Genomic DNA, 12,862 nt, shown 5'->3' on the forward strand with positions numbered 1-12,862 from the left:
CATCCTTCACAGCGGCACGGCTTCCGGAGAGATGCGATCCCTGACGTACCAGTGCAGTCCTCCCTCGGTCACCACGTCGACCTCGCGGCCGAGCAGATCCTCTAAGTCCTGAGCGAGAACAATGTGATCGAGGAGACTCCTTCCCGGCTCGAACTCGACGAGGAGGTCGAGGTCGCTCTCCGGGGTCTCCTCGTCCCGGGCCACCGACCCGAAGATCCTGACCGTCCGGGCGCCATGCCTCGCTGCGACTGCGAGGATCTCCTCCCTCCTTTCAAGCAGCTCGGCGTGCAGGCTCAACCGGTCTCTCCCCTGTATCGATCTTATGAACCGGGGGATATAAGAGTTCTCCCGGAATCCGGTGGGGAGAGATCCGCCTACCCCCGCCACCTCGGCAGCGTCGAGAGGTACTGGCCGACCATCTCCTTCGCCTTCTCAAGCGGCATGCCGAGGTTCGCGGCCATCATCGGCGCGTACTGCTCGATTGCCTGCTCCCGCGTCAGCTCAGGCTCAATGAACCCCCCGTCGCGGTAGCAGTAGGTGCAGTATTTCACCGAGAGCGACCCGTCCGCCTCCGTCCCGGCGTCCTCGTCGCGGGCAAGGGGCATCCCGCAGCTCTCGCAGAGCGCGATCTCCCGGCCGGCCCACCGCTTCAGGCACGATATCTGCTCCTTCGTGAACGCTATCGCCTTCTCGGGGGGAATCGCATACATCTGTGCCATCATCCCTCCGCCGATCTTCGCCATCTCGTCGATGGTGATCCCGGGCGCCGTGAACGCCCCGTCCCGGTAGCAGTAGGTGCAGTAGTCCTTCGAGAGTGCGCCGTCTGCTTCCGTCCCGAACTGCTCCTTTGCGCTCATCGGCATCCCACAGCTCTGGCACGTACGTATCCCGTCTGTCATTCTACAATCTCCTTTTAGCGACTGTAAATAAGCAAACGAACGCGCAGGAGATAAATATTTGCAAAAAAGTTCGCTAAAAACGCGGCCGCACCCGTGTTGCTGCCGGAGCGAGCCGTCGTCTACTCATTTCGGGGCGGGAACCGGATTGTCATCCTGCCGCCTCCGCCGTGCTCGAGCACCGCGTCGCGCTGGAGCGCCCGGGCGTAGCCCTCAAGATAGGGCCCGGCCACCCGGACGTCCGCGAAGGCCTCCCGGACCACCGTTGCCGCGCCGTCGACCGCGATGGAGACTCCTCCGTCGGCGGTGTCCGAGGACTCGCAGGGGATCCCCCACGTCAGGAGGAGCCCCTCCATCAGGGTTGGGGGATTGAGCTGCTCCTCAGCGTGAGTGAGGAGTTCCGTTCCGTTCTCTTCGCCGAGCCGCCTGGCGATGGCGGCTATCCGCTCCGTGAGCCCGGCCGGGGCGTCCGCAAGGAGTTTCTGCACGAGCGATCCGGTGACGTCGTGCCGCTGCAGCGACCGTGCCACCTTGATCAGCTGCCAGTCCCGGGCAAACGAAGTACCGGTGCGCATATTATCCTCTCAGGATACCGTAAGCCATCACGCAGAGGCCGAGGATCACCACGATGCGGGAGAAGATCGCCGACCAGGCGACGATGAATGCATCGGGCGTGAAGATGCTCACGAGATCGGCGAACGTGATCCCTACGACCAGCGTAAACAGCCCGTAGATGAAGAGAAGCAGGGTAGGCTGCCTCACGATCCGGTAGGCATTGAAGATGATGCCGATGAGGAGCGCTCCTAAAAGAAGCGTCACGATCGCAAGCATCTGCTGTATGGTCTCAACTTCCATTCCGTTCATGTCTGTTCCTTGACCTTCCTCACCGAGATGATCGTCTGGATATCCCTCACCCCTGGAAGGCCGGAGAGGGGGACGAGCACGCTCCGTTTCAACTCGGATATGTTCTGCACCCGGACCTTGACGAAGAAGTCGCCCGGCTCAAGAACCTCGTAGAGTTCAAGGATGCTCGGGAGACTCCGCATGAACTCCTCGACCTCCGGTTTCCCGTCAGGGTGAACCCTGACGTTCAGAAAAGCGACCAGAGTATGCTCGAAACACTTCTGGTTGATGACGATCGTGAACCGCTCGAGGATACCGGCGTTCTTCAGCTTCTCGATCCGTTTAAAGACCGTCGACGGTGCGATACCCAGCATTGAGCCGAGTTCTGCCATAGACATTCGCCCGTCTTTCTGCAGTTCCCGAAGGATCGCGTCGTCGATCTCGTCCATTCATACAATAGTTACAAGTTTTTATTAATAACAATTCCGCATTTGCTTTTATAATCTGAGTGGATTATTTTTCGTTTCTACCGGATAATGAGGAGTATCTGGGAGTTTTGTCGGGGCTCCGCCAGGTGATTAAATGCATGTTTCCCCGGGGAGGGTGGAAACAAAATTTAGATGATCTCGGTAATGTGGAAATCTCATTTCATCCCCTGTGAAAAATCGTTCCTCCCGGGTTGACAATCCTGACCGGCCCGGTTCCTCCCGCTGCTTCCCGGATGGCCGTATCGATGAACGCTCTTGCCGCGCGGAACCCCTCCTCCACGGGCATCCCCCGGGCGAGGCAGGCAGCGAGCGCCGCCGAGAAGCAGCATCCCGACCCGTGTACCGAGTAGGGGTATCGCTCCCCGGAGAGCTGTAACCCACCGTCCCGGTCGACCAGGATATCGACCGCCGCACCGCCGGCGAGATGCCCGCCCTTCACCACCACGGCACGGGCGCCGAGGTCGAGGATCCGTTGCCCGGCTTCATGCATCTCCTCGACGGTCGTGACTCGCATCCGGCTGAGCACCTCCGCCTCCGGGATGTTCGGGGTGACGACCGCCGCCCGGGGGATGAGGAGTTCCGCAAGATCCCTGACGGCATCCTCCGCGAGCAGCCGATGGCCCGACGTCGAGATCATCACCGGGTCGATCACGAGCGCGGCCCCTTCCGGCAGGGTCTTTGCGACCGAACGGACGATCGGGGCGTTCCCGAGCATCCCGGTCTTCCACGCTCCGATCGAGAAGTCGTCGGCGACCGCTTCCATCTGCGTCCGGACCGCGTCCGGCGGGAGCACCCAGGTTCCCCGCACCTCGCGGGTGTTCTGGGCCGTTACCGCCGTAACGACCGTCAGCCCAAAGACCCCGAGCGCCGTGAACGTCTTCAAGTCCGCCTGGATGCCCGCCCCTCCCCCCGAGTCCGAACCGGCGACGGAGCAGGCGGCAATCATCTGCGCATCCGTCATCCCTCAGGTGTCGCCCGGTATCCGCTTGAATCTTTGCCTCTCCTGCGCCATTCCCTTTATCTCGTCCTGCACCGACCACTCTTACAATGGATGTAGAAGAGATCAGCCGCCGGCACCTCGCCGCCGGCACCCCTGACGACGAGATCGTGCGCCTTCTCTCCCGGGATATCCTCTCGATCAAGCACCACCGCGTAACACCCGCATACGCCGGGGCATTCGCCCGGGCGGTCCTCGCCGAAGCGAAGAACTCGACCGGCCTTGCCGGCGACCTCTTTACGTTCGAGCCCTCCGGTTCGACCATGGGAGAGTTCGGCGTCGGTTCGAGGGGAACGGGCGACTTCTTCGCCCACCGGCAGCTCGCCCGGATCATCGGCCGGACGGAGGCAGCGGTCGGCGTCGACGAGATGGACGATGCCGGCGCCGTCCGTGCCGGCGGAGACTACATCGTCACCACCGTCGACGGGATGCACTCCCGCCTCTCCGACTTCCCCTTCCTTGCCGGGTTCCACGTCACCCGGGCGACGCTCCGTGACGTCTACGTCATGGGCGCAAAACCCGTCGCGCTCCTCTCCGATATCCACGTCGCCGACGACGGCGACGTTGCGAAGATATTCGACTACACGGCGGGTGTCTCCGCCGTCGGCGAGGCGATGGGCGTCCCGCTCGTCACCGGCTCGACTCTCCGCATCGGCGGGGACATGGTGCTCGGCTCCCGGATGACCGGGTGCGTCGGCACCGTCGGCGTCGCGAACCACCTCACCGCCCGAAAGCAGATCGCCCCCGGCGACGTCCTCCTCATGACCGAAGGGGCAGGGGGCGGGACGATCACCACCGCCGCGATCTACTCCGGGTTCCCTGAGGTCGTCGAGGAGACGATCAACCTCCACTTCCTCAAAGCCTGCGAGGCGCTCCTTGCGAGCGACGTCCTCGCGAGCATCCACGCCATGACCGACGTCACGAACGGCGGGCTCCGGGGCGACGCCTACGAGATGGCTGAGACCGCCGGCTGCAGGATTGTCGTCGTCGAGGATGAACTCCGCACGCTCGTGGAGCCGAAGGTCCTTGAGATGCTCGACGCGCTCGAGATCGACTACCTCGGCGTATCGCTCGACGCCCTCCTGGTCGTCGCGCCGCCCGAGGCTGCGCCGGAGATCCGGCGGGTCGTGGAGTCCGCCGGCGTCGCGATGAAAGAGGTCGGTTACGTCGAGGAAGGAGCGCCCGAGTCCGTCCTCTCGGTCGGCGGCGAGATCCGGGACTTCACGCCCCGGTTCCGGGAGTCGGCATACACCCCGGTGAAGAAGGTCGTGGACGAGGACAAACGGGACTTCGAGGAGATGAAGGCCGGGGTCGAGCGGGCGGCGGAGGCGGCGCTCGCGAAGAAGGAACGGATCCTCTCCCGGCTCCGCTCTTCGTGAGGAGATAGATCGTTGTGACTCTTGCCGATGACCGTTGTCGAACCGCTCCGGCCGGGTGGGAGGGTATCTGCCCCACGCTATCGGGAGGGCAGGACGGCCGTTCCCATAGGGAGGCCCTGTCCTGCCAGGGGTCTCGTGACGACGCGGTCATCGGGGGCAAATTTATATCGCCAGCTCCCGACAGGAGATATTGAACAGCAATACCCGTCACACAGGATCTGATCCGGAAGAAGCGGTCCAGGATTCTCGCAATAGCCGGGCGGCACGGTGCCAGGAACCTGCGGGTCTTCGGCTCGGTCGCCCGGGGCGAGGCAGGCCCGGAGAGCGATCTTGACCTTCTGGTGGAGCTGGAGCCGGGAAGGAGCCTCCTCGATCATATCGCGCTCATCCAGGACCTGGAGGAGGCCCTGGGGTGCCGGGTGGACGTGGTGACGGAAACTGCGCTCAAGGAGCGCTACAAAAAGCGGATCCTCAAAGAGGCAGTGCCGTTATGAGGGACGGGATCGACCGGCTCCTCGACATCCTGGAAGCGATCAAGGAGATTGAGCGGTATGCGATCCGGGGCAGAGACACTTTTTTGCAGGACGAACTGGTGCAGGTCTGGATGGTACATCATCTCCAGATCATCGGGGAAGCAGCCGCACGTCTTCGAAGACCAGAGGTCTTCTCACGCTCCGCTCCCTCTGGAACGTCGCGTCCCTCCTGATCTTCGAAGCGCTTCTCCCGGTGTTCCCTGGAAGCAGGTGATCGGCCTTCGGAACGTTCTGGTTCATGCATACTCCCGCGTGGATCCCCTGGAGGTCTGGGCGGTCGTGGATCAGGATATCCCCGCACTCGAGGAGGAGGTCGTGGCGCTCCTCTCTTTGCTCGGCGGCACAGAAGGCGCCGGGTAGAGCGCCCCTCCTCTGTCCACCTCACGGGCCTTCGGGGTTGACGACCCTCCCCATGAAGAGGATCGTGCCTGAATCCTTCTCAACGATGAGGAAGACGAACGGGTGGTCCGCACGGAAGATGGGTGCGGTCTCCGGACCTACAGCCCCCCCGCCCGCGACGATGACGGCGGTCGCCGCCGCTGCCTCGGTCCCCTCCTCGTTCACGTCGACGAACGCCTTGTGGACGACATCGCTGACGAAGAGCATATCCGTGCCGTCCATCCCCGAGAGGTCGGCGTCAGGGGAGAACGCTGTCGGCATCCCCATCGCTGCGAGCGCCTTCGGGAGACTGTACTCCGTCTCAAGCGTGAACTTCGGGAAGACGACTCTGACGCGTCGGTCGGTCAGCGAGCCCCGGAGTTCGTCGAGCTTTTCGGGGTCGAGAGCCTCCTCCGCCGCTGTCAGGTTATCTTCCTTCGGGAGGATGACGAGCATCGAGAGTTCCGTTCCGTTCCCGTGCGCATACGGCATCCTGAGCACCTGGAGGGTCCCGGTCTCGGTATACCCGTAAATTGCATCCTCGTCCGTCCGGTGCATCATCTGGACCCGCACTATCTCGTCCTGAGCGATCCGGAACGCCTCCTCCGCCGTCTCGGCGGGATCGAACTGCTTGACCCAGGTACCCTTGAAGTAGATAGCGTTCGTGATCACGAGCCGGGTGAGGTCGTCGATCGAGTCGGCTGGGAGAAGGTCGCGGATTTTATCCTCGGTCTGCTCTTCCACCCACCGGTTGATCGTCTCCCGCGACCCCCGGGGGTCATTGACGAAGTCGAGGTTCGTGACGTTCGCCCCGTACCAACGGGCGGCCGCATCGATGTACGCCGGGAGGAACGAATAGGTCTCCTCCGCCCAGAGGGCGTTTGCGGTTCGGAGGGTGTAGTTGCCGCTCCTCCGGTTGAGGCTGGCATCCAGCCCGGCAAACCCCGCCCGCCGGAGGGTCTCGTTTGTTGGGAGGTGCAGCACCGATTCGATCTCGTCGGCGGTCGTGCCGCGAGCGCCCTCGTAGGTGATCGCGAGGGCTGAGGAGATGCTGTAGGGCGAGAAGAAGAGGTTGTCTCGCGCATGCACCGGGTCGTTAGCAAGCTGCCGGTAGAGGTCGAACGCAAACCGGTTGTTCCCGGCCGCCACAGTGTCGTCGGCTACGTGTACGCCGGAGATGGAATTCGTGCTCAGAGGTACGGTCCCGCAGACAGCCAGTCCCGTAACAATGAGCGCCAGAACCAGGATGCCTATTCCAGAGATCAATAGTTTTTTCATCGTTCTCTCCTGTGGATGGCATCGAGGTGGCCGGTGATCCGCGAACCGGGTAACTTCCGGGCATCCACACGGAGTCTTTCTGCAGGAAGACGATAATACCGGCGAAAACGTTCGATCCCGGTCGAACGGGTTCAAAAACTATATCAGTCACGTGGCTTCCCCACCCGCAGGATCGGGAGACTGCGTCGCTGCACGCCTCTTCCGCCACCGGACATAGGCATACGCCACCAGGGCTCCCCCAATCACCATGAGCGCGATCCCGGCAATGAGCAGTTCCACGGGAGCCCCCTCCGGGACCGGGATGCCTCCCCCTCCCGCAAGCGGGGGCACCGGTTCTTCCCGGACCAGCGCGGTCAGGAAGGCCGCGAGGGCACAGACGCCTCCGGCGAGGCTTGCCAGTCCTGCTGCCAGGAGGATCCGGATCCGGGCGCCGCCGTGCGGCTGCAGGAGGGCGCGTCCCTCCGGCGTGAGCGCGTAGTACACCCAGGCATGCCCGTCCTCCCCGGCTGCGACAAAACCGGAGCCGGCCAGTCTCTGCAGGTGGTGATGAACCGTGGACTTTGCTATGTTAAGGCTGTCCGCGAGTTCCGTGACCGTCATCCTGCGTGTGGATAAGGTCTTTAGAATATCAAGCCGGGTCTCGGATGCGAGCACCTCGAACGTATCCTTCGTCAGGACGATATCAACTGGCTCCATTGGGGAGCGGTTCGGAAAGACAGAATATAACTATTCCGTTACCGTCGCCGTAGCGTAAGATGAAGCCCCTCCGCGCAGCCCGGGTCGGGCGGGAGCAGGGAACGACCCCTGCGCCCGTTCACAAAACAACCTACTCTTTCGGTTTCTTCCCCGCCGCACAGACGTTATACGCCAGGTACGGCAGTTTCTCCTCGATGATCGGCTCCACCTTCCGTGCGAGGTTAAAGACCGGGTCGGCGAGGTTCAAGTGTGCAAACGAGCACCGCCCGACCGAGACATCCTCGAACCCGGCCTCGCGGAAGAGCGAGGCGATCTCGACGTTGGTGTAGTAGTGCTCATCGAAATCCCCGACGCCCACCTTCTTCAGACCGACCTTCTCCCCCATCTGGTAGACGACAGGAACGATGCTCGTAAATATCGTCCGCGAGAGGGTGCAAACGGCGATCCGGCCGCCGGGCTTCAGGACCCGGTAGCACTCCCGGAGCATCCCCTCCGGGTCGGGGACGTAGCTGAAGGCGAGCAGGCTCGCAAGGGCGTCGAAGGTGGCGTCCTTGAACGGGAGGACGTCGGCCGTACCGACGCAGAACCCGCTCTCCGGGCACCGCTGCCGCCCGTGCCTGACCATTCCCGGGCTGATATCGAGCCCCACCGCCCGGCCGCCCTCCTCGACGTAGCGTTGCACGAAGAGTCCGGTTCCGCACCCGACGTCGAGAAGGAACCCATCTTTCGGGAGCTCCCGCATCACGTGGTCGGAGATGTGCCCGTGATAATATTTCCCGCGGCTGCCGTCGTAACGCTCGTCGTAGATATCCGCGACCTCGTCATAATGCTGTTGTACTTTCTTCACTGAACACCTCCCGGGCTATCCGGGCAAGTAGTGCATTGATCTGCACAAAATCGTTTGCGTTGTGGGTAAGCCGGAGATCCGCGTCGGCAAGCGCGACGGCAAGGGCCGGATGGTTGTACTCGCGCCTGACCGCCTGCCGGAGTTCGCCGACGACCTCCCGCGCCGAGAGACCGTACTCGATCATCAGCGACTCGGCTATCCAGCGGGCGGCGTCGAAGTTGCCGTCCCGGAGGGCGATGAACGCCGACGTAGCGACGTTCGCGGTCTCGGAGCGCGAGATCTCCGCGAGATCGAAGTCCTTCTCCGCTCTCGCGGCGATCTGCAGGTACATGATCGCACGCCGCAGGTCCCCCTGCGCGGCATGCACGATCAGGTCGATGTCGTCGGCCGGAACCGCAGCCCCTTCCGCGGCCAGGATCTCCTCGAGCCGTGCCCGGACAAGACCGCTCTCAATCGGGGCGAAGAAGAGCGGCAGGCAGCGCGACGCGATGGCGGGGATGATCGTCGAGGGGCGGACGGTGACGAAGATGAACCGGCAGGTGGCGCTGTATCGCTCCATCGTCCGGCGCAGGGCCTGCTGCGCCTCGAACGTCAGGCCGTGCGCGTCCTCAAAGACCATCAGCTTGAAGTCGGCGTCGAGCGGCCGCATCGAGGCGTACCACTTCACGATCTGCTTGAAGTTGACGATCAGGCTCCGGTCCTTGCGGTAGACCATGCTGAACCGCTCGTCCGTCTCAAGCGCGCTCCTTCCCCTCCCGAGGAGATCGGTCGCGCTGAAGACGGTCGTGTTCGCCTTCCAGTTCTCGCCGTAGAGCCTTCTTGCGAGGCACTCGACGGCCGCGGTCTTCCCGGTGCCGTGCGGGCCGGAGATGAGCATATGGGGCACGCTGCCGGAATCCGCAAACGCCGTCAGGTGACGAACGACCTCGTCCTGTCCGATGATATCGTCGCACCGCCTCGGGCGGTAGATCTCACTCCAGAGCATGGGCCAGTCTCTCTCTCATCTCATCTATTGCCGCCCGAAGGAGATAGGTATTGTCAAGCGAGGCGACCAGTCGTTCGGCCTCGCCGGCAGCGAGGGAGGCGCACGCCGCGGTGATCGCGGGAATGGCGCGCGTCACCTCGTCGATGATCGTCAGCGTCGCCGTGCGGGCGGTCCGGGAGAGCGGGTTTAGGTCGACGGTGATGACCGCTTTGCCCATCTCCCGGAGTGCAGCACACCGGTCCCCGTCCTCGAGCGGCACCAGCACCACGTCGGCGTCCCCGATGCCCTCCGGGAGGCAGAGGGCGCGGTCGTGGGAGAGCGGGACGAGCCGCTCCGGCGTACCCCTGAGGACACGGACGCCGTTCCCCGTAAGAAGCCGGTTGATCCGCTCGATCCGCTCCTCTGTCCGGTGGAAGAGGTTCACCTCGACGTCGGCGCCGCTCGCCCGCTGGAGCGCCGCGATCTCCGCCGCCGCAAGCGCCGCCGTGTTGCCGTTCACCGATATCACCGCGTGCCGGGCAGAGAGGAGCATCGCCGCGGCCGTCCGGGCGGCAAGGGCGGCACTCTCGGTCGTCTTCTCGCCGATCAGGTAGTCGAACGCTTCCCCGCGTCCGTGGGCGGCGAGCCCCTCCAGGGCGACGACGCCCTCGCGTGCGCACCGGGCAATCCGTTCGCGGGCGACAAGGGAGCGGTAGCGTGGATGGTCTTTCGGAATCATGGTTTCACCTCGATCAGGTATGCGCCGCGGCGGGCGACGCGGAGGGTGTAGACCTCTCCGAACGGAGAGAGCACCTGCTCCGCAGCCCCACCGCAGGCAAAGACGCCGTTTCCAAGCATCGTCATGCTGGCGGGAACCCTCTCGGCGTCGCAGGCTTCGAGCACCCGCCGCACCTCCGGCGCAATAAGGCCGCTCTTCTCGGCGAACCCCCGCGAGAGCCGGCAGAAGTCGGGGAGATCACGGGGGCAGCGATCCGGGAACGCGGCGGCTATCCGTTCCATGGCCTCCGCCGACGAGAGGACCGAAGCGGTCGGGAGCGCCCCGAGGCTCACGGCGTAGAGGGGTTCCCGTGGGTAAATGCGGGTGATCTCCGCGTGGATTCCCGGCCCCTTCCGGCAGACGACCCCACCGGATCTGCTCGCGGCGACGTCCCCGAGCCCGGTGCGGTGGAGAACCTCGGCCTCGTGTGCCCGTGCGGCCACCTCCTCCGTGGAGAGGCCGAGGTCGAAGAGATGGTTTACGGCCGTGAGCGTCGCAAGCAGCGCCGCCGCCGAGAGGCCGAACCCGGCGCCGATGGGGAGCCGGCACTCCGTCGTGACGCGGGCGGCGACACCCAGCCGTTCGAGGGCGTACTCGATCAGCGGCGACCCGGCGCTTACGTGACCCTGCCGGACCACCCGGACGCTTGTTTCGCGGGCGGGTTCAACCGTCGAGCGCACCCCTTCACTGATGACCACGCCGGCCCCGACGCTCCCGGTCTTCTCCGGGCCGGCCCCCTCGACGCGCCTGAAGTAGCCGGATATGTGGCCGGGAGAGAAGGCTACAGCAGTTCGGACCATATCGCCCTGGCGACCTCCTCTTTGCTCCCGGAGACGTCCCGCGCCCCGCGGGCGGTCATGATCCGGAATGACCCTTCCGTCGCGCCCATCGTCGGGGGAGCGTTCACGACGACAACGCTCGCGCCTCCTTCAAGCATCGTTCTCGCCCGCTCCTCCTCGTCCCAGCCCAGTTTGAACGCCACCGTCACGGGCCGGCAGGCGGCCATCACCTCGTCGATGACCTTCGGGAGGGGGTTGAGCCGGACGGTCAGGGGTGAACCGCTCGGGATCTTCCCCTCGTGCCGTTCGGGGGCAAAGTCCGATATCGCGGCCGCGCTGACGTAGATATCGACCCCCTCGTCGCGGCAGACCGAGAGAACCGCGTCCCGCATCCCGGCCGCGGTCGTCGCACGGACGTTTCGGACGCAGGGGATCGACCCCGCGTGCACCACCGTCACGTCCGCTCCGAGCCGGAAGGCCTCGAGCGCGAGGGCCTGTCCCATCCGCCCGGTTGACCGGGTGGTGAGAACCCGCACGTCGTCGAGGGGCTCCGCGCATGCCCCGCTCGTGATCAGCACCCGTTTCCCCGCGAGCGGCCGGCCGGAGACCGCACGCTCGGCGTGGAGGACGATCGTATTGGTATCGGCGATCTTCGCCTTCCCCTCCTCGATCCGGGGGTCGACGACATCGATCCCCCAGGAGCGGAGCCTTCGTAAGTTCTCCGCGACCCCGGGGTGGCGGTACATGCTCTCGTGCATCGCCGGGACGACCACCACCGGCATCCGCCGCCCGAGCGCCGTCGTGGCGAAGGTCGTGGCCGGGGTGTCGTCGATCCCGCAGGCGATCTTGCCGATGGTATTGGCCGTGCAGGGTGCGACGAGCAGGAGGTCGGCCTCCCCGCCCTCCCCGCAGTAGAGAACGTGCTCTACCAGGCCGGTGATCCGGGTGATCGCCGGCCGCCCCGTTGCGTAGGTCAGGGCGTCGGGGTGGACGATCCCGGCTGCTGCCTCCGTCATCACCGCCTGCACCGTCGCGCCCCGGCGGCGCAGGGCGTGGGCGAGTTTCACCGTCTCGACGGCCGCGATGCTCCCCGTCACGGCAAGCACCACCGTCTTTCCCGAAAGCGTCTTCACGATATCGTCACATCCTGCACCATGTGCCACGCGTGCGGGCCGTACTTCTTCACCCGCCGGGAGGTCACCGCCGCCGAAAAGCCGGCCTCGCCCACCCGTTCCCGGATCGTCTCGCTCACGTCCCCGATGCTGTGGACGTGGAGCACGCTCCCCTCCCGGACGTGGACGAGGGCGTCGGCGAGCATTGAGGGGGCGTCGAAATGCCCCATCAGGACCCGGTCGTAGACACCGGAGAGGAGTTCCCGGCAGTCGCCGAGTTCGCCCGCGGCCCGGCCTCGAACGTGGTTTGCCATAATGTTACGTTGCAGGTATTCAAAGGCTATTGGGTTGATCTCCATCGCGTGGACCCGTGCACCGCTCATGGCCGCCGGTATGGTGAAGTAGCCGATCCCGGCGAACATATCGGCAATCCGCTCGCCGGGCCGGACAAGGGCGGCGATCCTCGCCTTCTCGTTGCGGTTACCCTGCGCAAACATCACCCTCGTCGGGTCGAGGAAGAAGGTGCAGCCCTGCTCGCGGTGCCGCACCTCGCCGGCGGTGCCGTAGAGGATCTCTACGTCCGGGATGCGCATCTCGCTCGAAAACCCCTTCACCCAAACGACTCCTCGGGGACGGCAGTGCTCCACGATCGCGGCAAGTTCCTCCTCCGTCGGCGCGTCACCGTGGACGACCGCGACGTCGCCGATGAGGTGGTAGCCGCGGCCGCGGTAAGCCTCCCGCTCCGGAAGGTCTTCGTCGGCAGAATAGCCCTCCCTGACCGGAACCCAGGCGATGCCGCCCTCGACATACGGCCGGCGGGAGGTGTCCACCCACTCCGCGTCCGCGATATCGGCGAGGGCGGCTGCCGGCACCTTCCGCGCACGCATGGCAGGA

Annotated in this window: 18 protein-coding genes; 4 read left to right on the forward strand and 14 right to left on the reverse strand. The window is 64.8% G+C overall.

Annotated features, from left to right (window positions below):
* Window positions 1-6: 6 nt before the first annotated feature.
* The 6 genes from MchiMG62_RS07225 to thiD all read right to left on the reverse strand — a co-directional run bounded on the left by MchiMG62_RS07225 (window position 7) and on the right by thiD (window position 3,188).
* Window positions 7-297, reverse strand: coding sequence for a nucleotidyltransferase family protein (locus MchiMG62_RS07225; protein ID WP_221056384.1), 291 nt, complete (start codon window positions 295-297; stop codon window positions 7-9).
* Window positions 298-374: 77 nt separating this feature from the next.
* Complete coding sequence (locus MchiMG62_RS07230) at window positions 375-899, reverse strand: zinc ribbon domain-containing protein (RefSeq protein WP_221056385.1); 525 nt, start codon at window positions 897-899, stop codon at window positions 375-377.
* A gap of 119 nt (window positions 900-1,018) precedes the next feature.
* Window positions 1,019-1,471 carry a hypothetical protein gene (locus MchiMG62_RS07235; protein WP_221056386.1) on the reverse strand — a complete coding sequence of 151 codons (453 nt, stop codon included), beginning with the start codon at window positions 1,469-1,471 and terminating at the stop codon, window positions 1,019-1,021.
* 1 nt (window position 1,472) lies between these two features.
* On the reverse strand, window positions 1,473-1,760 hold the full coding sequence (locus MchiMG62_RS07240; RefSeq protein WP_083608946.1) for a hypothetical protein: 288 nt from the start codon (window positions 1,758-1,760) through the stop codon (window positions 1,473-1,475).
* Window positions 1,757-2,188 carry an Lrp/AsnC family transcriptional regulator gene (locus MchiMG62_RS07245; RefSeq protein ID WP_074370376.1) on the reverse strand — a complete coding sequence of 144 codons (432 nt, stop codon included), beginning with the start codon at window positions 2,186-2,188 and terminating at the stop codon, window positions 1,757-1,759. Before MchiMG62_RS07245 ends, MchiMG62_RS07240 begins: the two co-directional genes overlap by 4 nt.
* 199 nt (window positions 2,189-2,387) lie before the next feature.
* On the reverse strand, window positions 2,388-3,188 hold the full coding sequence (thiD, locus tag MchiMG62_RS07250; protein ID WP_244987617.1) for a bifunctional hydroxymethylpyrimidine kinase/phosphomethylpyrimidine kinase: 801 nt from the start codon (window positions 3,186-3,188) through the stop codon (window positions 2,388-2,390).
* A gap of 86 nt (window positions 3,189-3,274) precedes the next feature.
* Between thiD and MchiMG62_RS07255 the strand changes: the two genes are divergently transcribed.
* The 4 genes from MchiMG62_RS07255 to MchiMG62_RS13230 all read left to right on the forward strand — a co-directional run bounded on the left by MchiMG62_RS07255 (window position 3,275) and on the right by MchiMG62_RS13230 (window position 5,496).
* Window positions 3,275-4,603: an AIR synthase-related protein gene (locus MchiMG62_RS07255; RefSeq protein ID WP_221056387.1), complete on the forward strand. Its 1,329-nt coding sequence runs from the start codon at window positions 3,275-3,277 to the stop codon at window positions 4,601-4,603.
* Window positions 4,604-4,881: 278 nt separating this feature from the next.
* Window positions 4,882-5,097, forward strand: a complete 216-nt coding sequence (locus MchiMG62_RS07260; protein ID WP_342367229.1) for a nucleotidyltransferase family protein — start codon at window positions 4,882-4,884, stop codon at window positions 5,095-5,097.
* Complete coding sequence (locus MchiMG62_RS13225) at window positions 5,094-5,309, forward strand: HepT-like ribonuclease domain-containing protein (protein ID WP_244987618.1); 216 nt, start codon at window positions 5,094-5,096, stop codon at window positions 5,307-5,309. Before MchiMG62_RS07260 ends, MchiMG62_RS13225 begins: the two co-directional genes overlap by 4 nt.
* A gap of 37 nt (window positions 5,310-5,346) precedes the next feature.
* A complete protein-coding gene (locus tag MchiMG62_RS13230) occupies window positions 5,347-5,496 on the forward strand; it encodes a HepT-like ribonuclease domain-containing protein (protein WP_244987619.1) in 150 nt (49 codons plus the stop codon).
* A 21-nt stretch (window positions 5,497-5,517) separates the two neighbouring features.
* Here MchiMG62_RS13230 and MchiMG62_RS07270 read toward each other — a convergent pair whose 3' ends face one another.
* The 8 genes from MchiMG62_RS07270 to MchiMG62_RS07305 form a co-directional block, all read right to left on the reverse strand.
* Window positions 5,518-6,792: a serpin family protein gene (locus tag MchiMG62_RS07270; RefSeq protein WP_221056388.1), complete on the reverse strand. Its 1,275-nt coding sequence runs from the start codon at window positions 6,790-6,792 to the stop codon at window positions 5,518-5,520.
* Between the two features lie 147 nt (window positions 6,793-6,939).
* Window positions 6,940-7,488 (reverse strand): winged helix-turn-helix domain-containing protein, encoded by a 549-nt coding sequence (locus MchiMG62_RS07275; RefSeq protein WP_221056389.1) that lies wholly within the window; start codon window positions 7,486-7,488, stop codon window positions 6,940-6,942.
* Window positions 7,489-7,618: 130 nt separating this feature from the next.
* Window positions 7,619-8,335, reverse strand: coding sequence for a class I SAM-dependent methyltransferase (locus tag MchiMG62_RS07280; protein WP_221056390.1), 717 nt, complete (start codon window positions 8,333-8,335; stop codon window positions 7,619-7,621).
* Window positions 8,310-9,320 carry an AAA family ATPase gene (locus tag MchiMG62_RS07285; RefSeq protein ID WP_221056391.1) on the reverse strand — a complete coding sequence of 337 codons (1,011 nt, stop codon included), beginning with the start codon at window positions 9,318-9,320 and terminating at the stop codon, window positions 8,310-8,312. Before MchiMG62_RS07285 ends, MchiMG62_RS07280 begins: the two co-directional genes overlap by 26 nt.
* Complete coding sequence (locus tag MchiMG62_RS07290; RefSeq protein ID WP_221056392.1) at window positions 9,307-10,038, reverse strand: 4-phosphopantoate--beta-alanine ligase; 732 nt, start codon at window positions 10,036-10,038, stop codon at window positions 9,307-9,309. Before MchiMG62_RS07290 ends, MchiMG62_RS07285 begins: the two co-directional genes overlap by 14 nt.
* On the reverse strand, window positions 10,035-10,877 hold the full coding sequence (locus MchiMG62_RS07295; protein WP_221056393.1) for a pantoate kinase: 843 nt from the start codon (window positions 10,875-10,877) through the stop codon (window positions 10,035-10,037). The genes MchiMG62_RS07290 and MchiMG62_RS07295 overlap by 4 nt, the downstream gene beginning before the upstream one ends.
* Complete coding sequence (gene coaBC, locus MchiMG62_RS07300) at window positions 10,859-11,989, reverse strand: bifunctional phosphopantothenoylcysteine decarboxylase/phosphopantothenate--cysteine ligase CoaBC (protein WP_221056394.1); 1,131 nt, start codon at window positions 11,987-11,989, stop codon at window positions 10,859-10,861. The genes MchiMG62_RS07295 and coaBC overlap by 19 nt, the downstream gene beginning before the upstream one ends.
* On the reverse strand, window positions 11,986-12,855 hold the full coding sequence (locus MchiMG62_RS07305; RefSeq protein WP_221056395.1) for a class I SAM-dependent methyltransferase: 870 nt from the start codon (window positions 12,853-12,855) through the stop codon (window positions 11,986-11,988). The genes coaBC and MchiMG62_RS07305 overlap by 4 nt, the downstream gene beginning before the upstream one ends.
* Window positions 12,856-12,862: the final 7 nt, after the last annotated feature.

It is taken from the genome of Methanoculleus chikugoensis, from assembly GCF_019669965.1.
GTDB classification, from domain to species: Archaea; Halobacteriota; Methanomicrobia; order Methanomicrobiales; family Methanoculleaceae; genus Methanoculleus; species Methanoculleus chikugoensis.

What these genes read in the sequence shown, in the direction of transcription:
- MchiMG62_RS07235 (WP_221056386.1), bottom strand. Translation starts at nt 1,471, where the DNA reads ATGCGCACCGGTACTTCGTTTGCCCGGGACTGGCAGCTGATCAAGGTG.
- MchiMG62_RS07240 (WP_083608946.1), bottom strand. Translation starts at nt 1,760, where the DNA reads ATGAACGGAATGGAAGTTGAGACCATACAGCAGATGCTTGCGATCGTG.
- MchiMG62_RS13225 (WP_244987618.1), top strand. Translation starts at nt 5,094, where the DNA reads ATGAGGGACGGGATCGACCGGCTCCTCGACATCCTGGAAGCGATCAAG.
- MchiMG62_RS07290 (WP_221056392.1), bottom strand. Translation starts at nt 10,038, where the DNA reads ATGATTCCGAAAGACCATCCACGCTACCGCTCCCTTGTCGCCCGCGAA.
- MchiMG62_RS07275 (WP_221056389.1), bottom strand. Translation starts at nt 7,488, where the DNA reads ATGGAGCCAGTTGATATCGTCCTGACGAAGGATACGTTCGAGGTGCTC.
- MchiMG62_RS07295 (WP_221056393.1), bottom strand. Translation starts at nt 10,877, where the DNA reads ATGGTCCGAACTGCTGTAGCCTTCTCTCCCGGCCACATATCCGGCTAC.
- MchiMG62_RS07245 (WP_074370376.1), bottom strand. Translation starts at nt 2,188, where the DNA reads ATGGACGAGATCGACGACGCGATCCTTCGGGAACTGCAGAAAGACGGG.
- MchiMG62_RS07255 (WP_221056387.1), top strand. Translation starts at nt 3,275, where the DNA reads ATGGATGTAGAAGAGATCAGCCGCCGGCACCTCGCCGCCGGCACCCCT.
- MchiMG62_RS07285 (WP_221056391.1), bottom strand. Translation starts at nt 9,320, where the DNA reads ATGCTCTGGAGTGAGATCTACCGCCCGAGGCGGTGCGACGATATCATC.
- MchiMG62_RS07270 (WP_221056388.1), bottom strand. Translation starts at nt 6,792, where the DNA reads ATGAAAAAACTATTGATCTCTGGAATAGGCATCCTGGTTCTGGCGCTC.
- thiD (WP_244987617.1), bottom strand. Translation starts at nt 3,188, where the DNA reads ATGACGGATGCGCAGATGATTGCCGCCTGCTCCGTCGCCGGTTCGGAC.
- MchiMG62_RS07305 (WP_221056395.1), bottom strand. Translation starts at nt 12,855, where the DNA reads ATGCGTGCGCGGAAGGTGCCGGCAGCCGCCCTCGCCGATATCGCGGAC.
- MchiMG62_RS07230 (WP_221056385.1), bottom strand. Translation starts at nt 899, where the DNA reads ATGACAGACGGGATACGTACGTGCCAGAGCTGTGGGATGCCGATGAGC.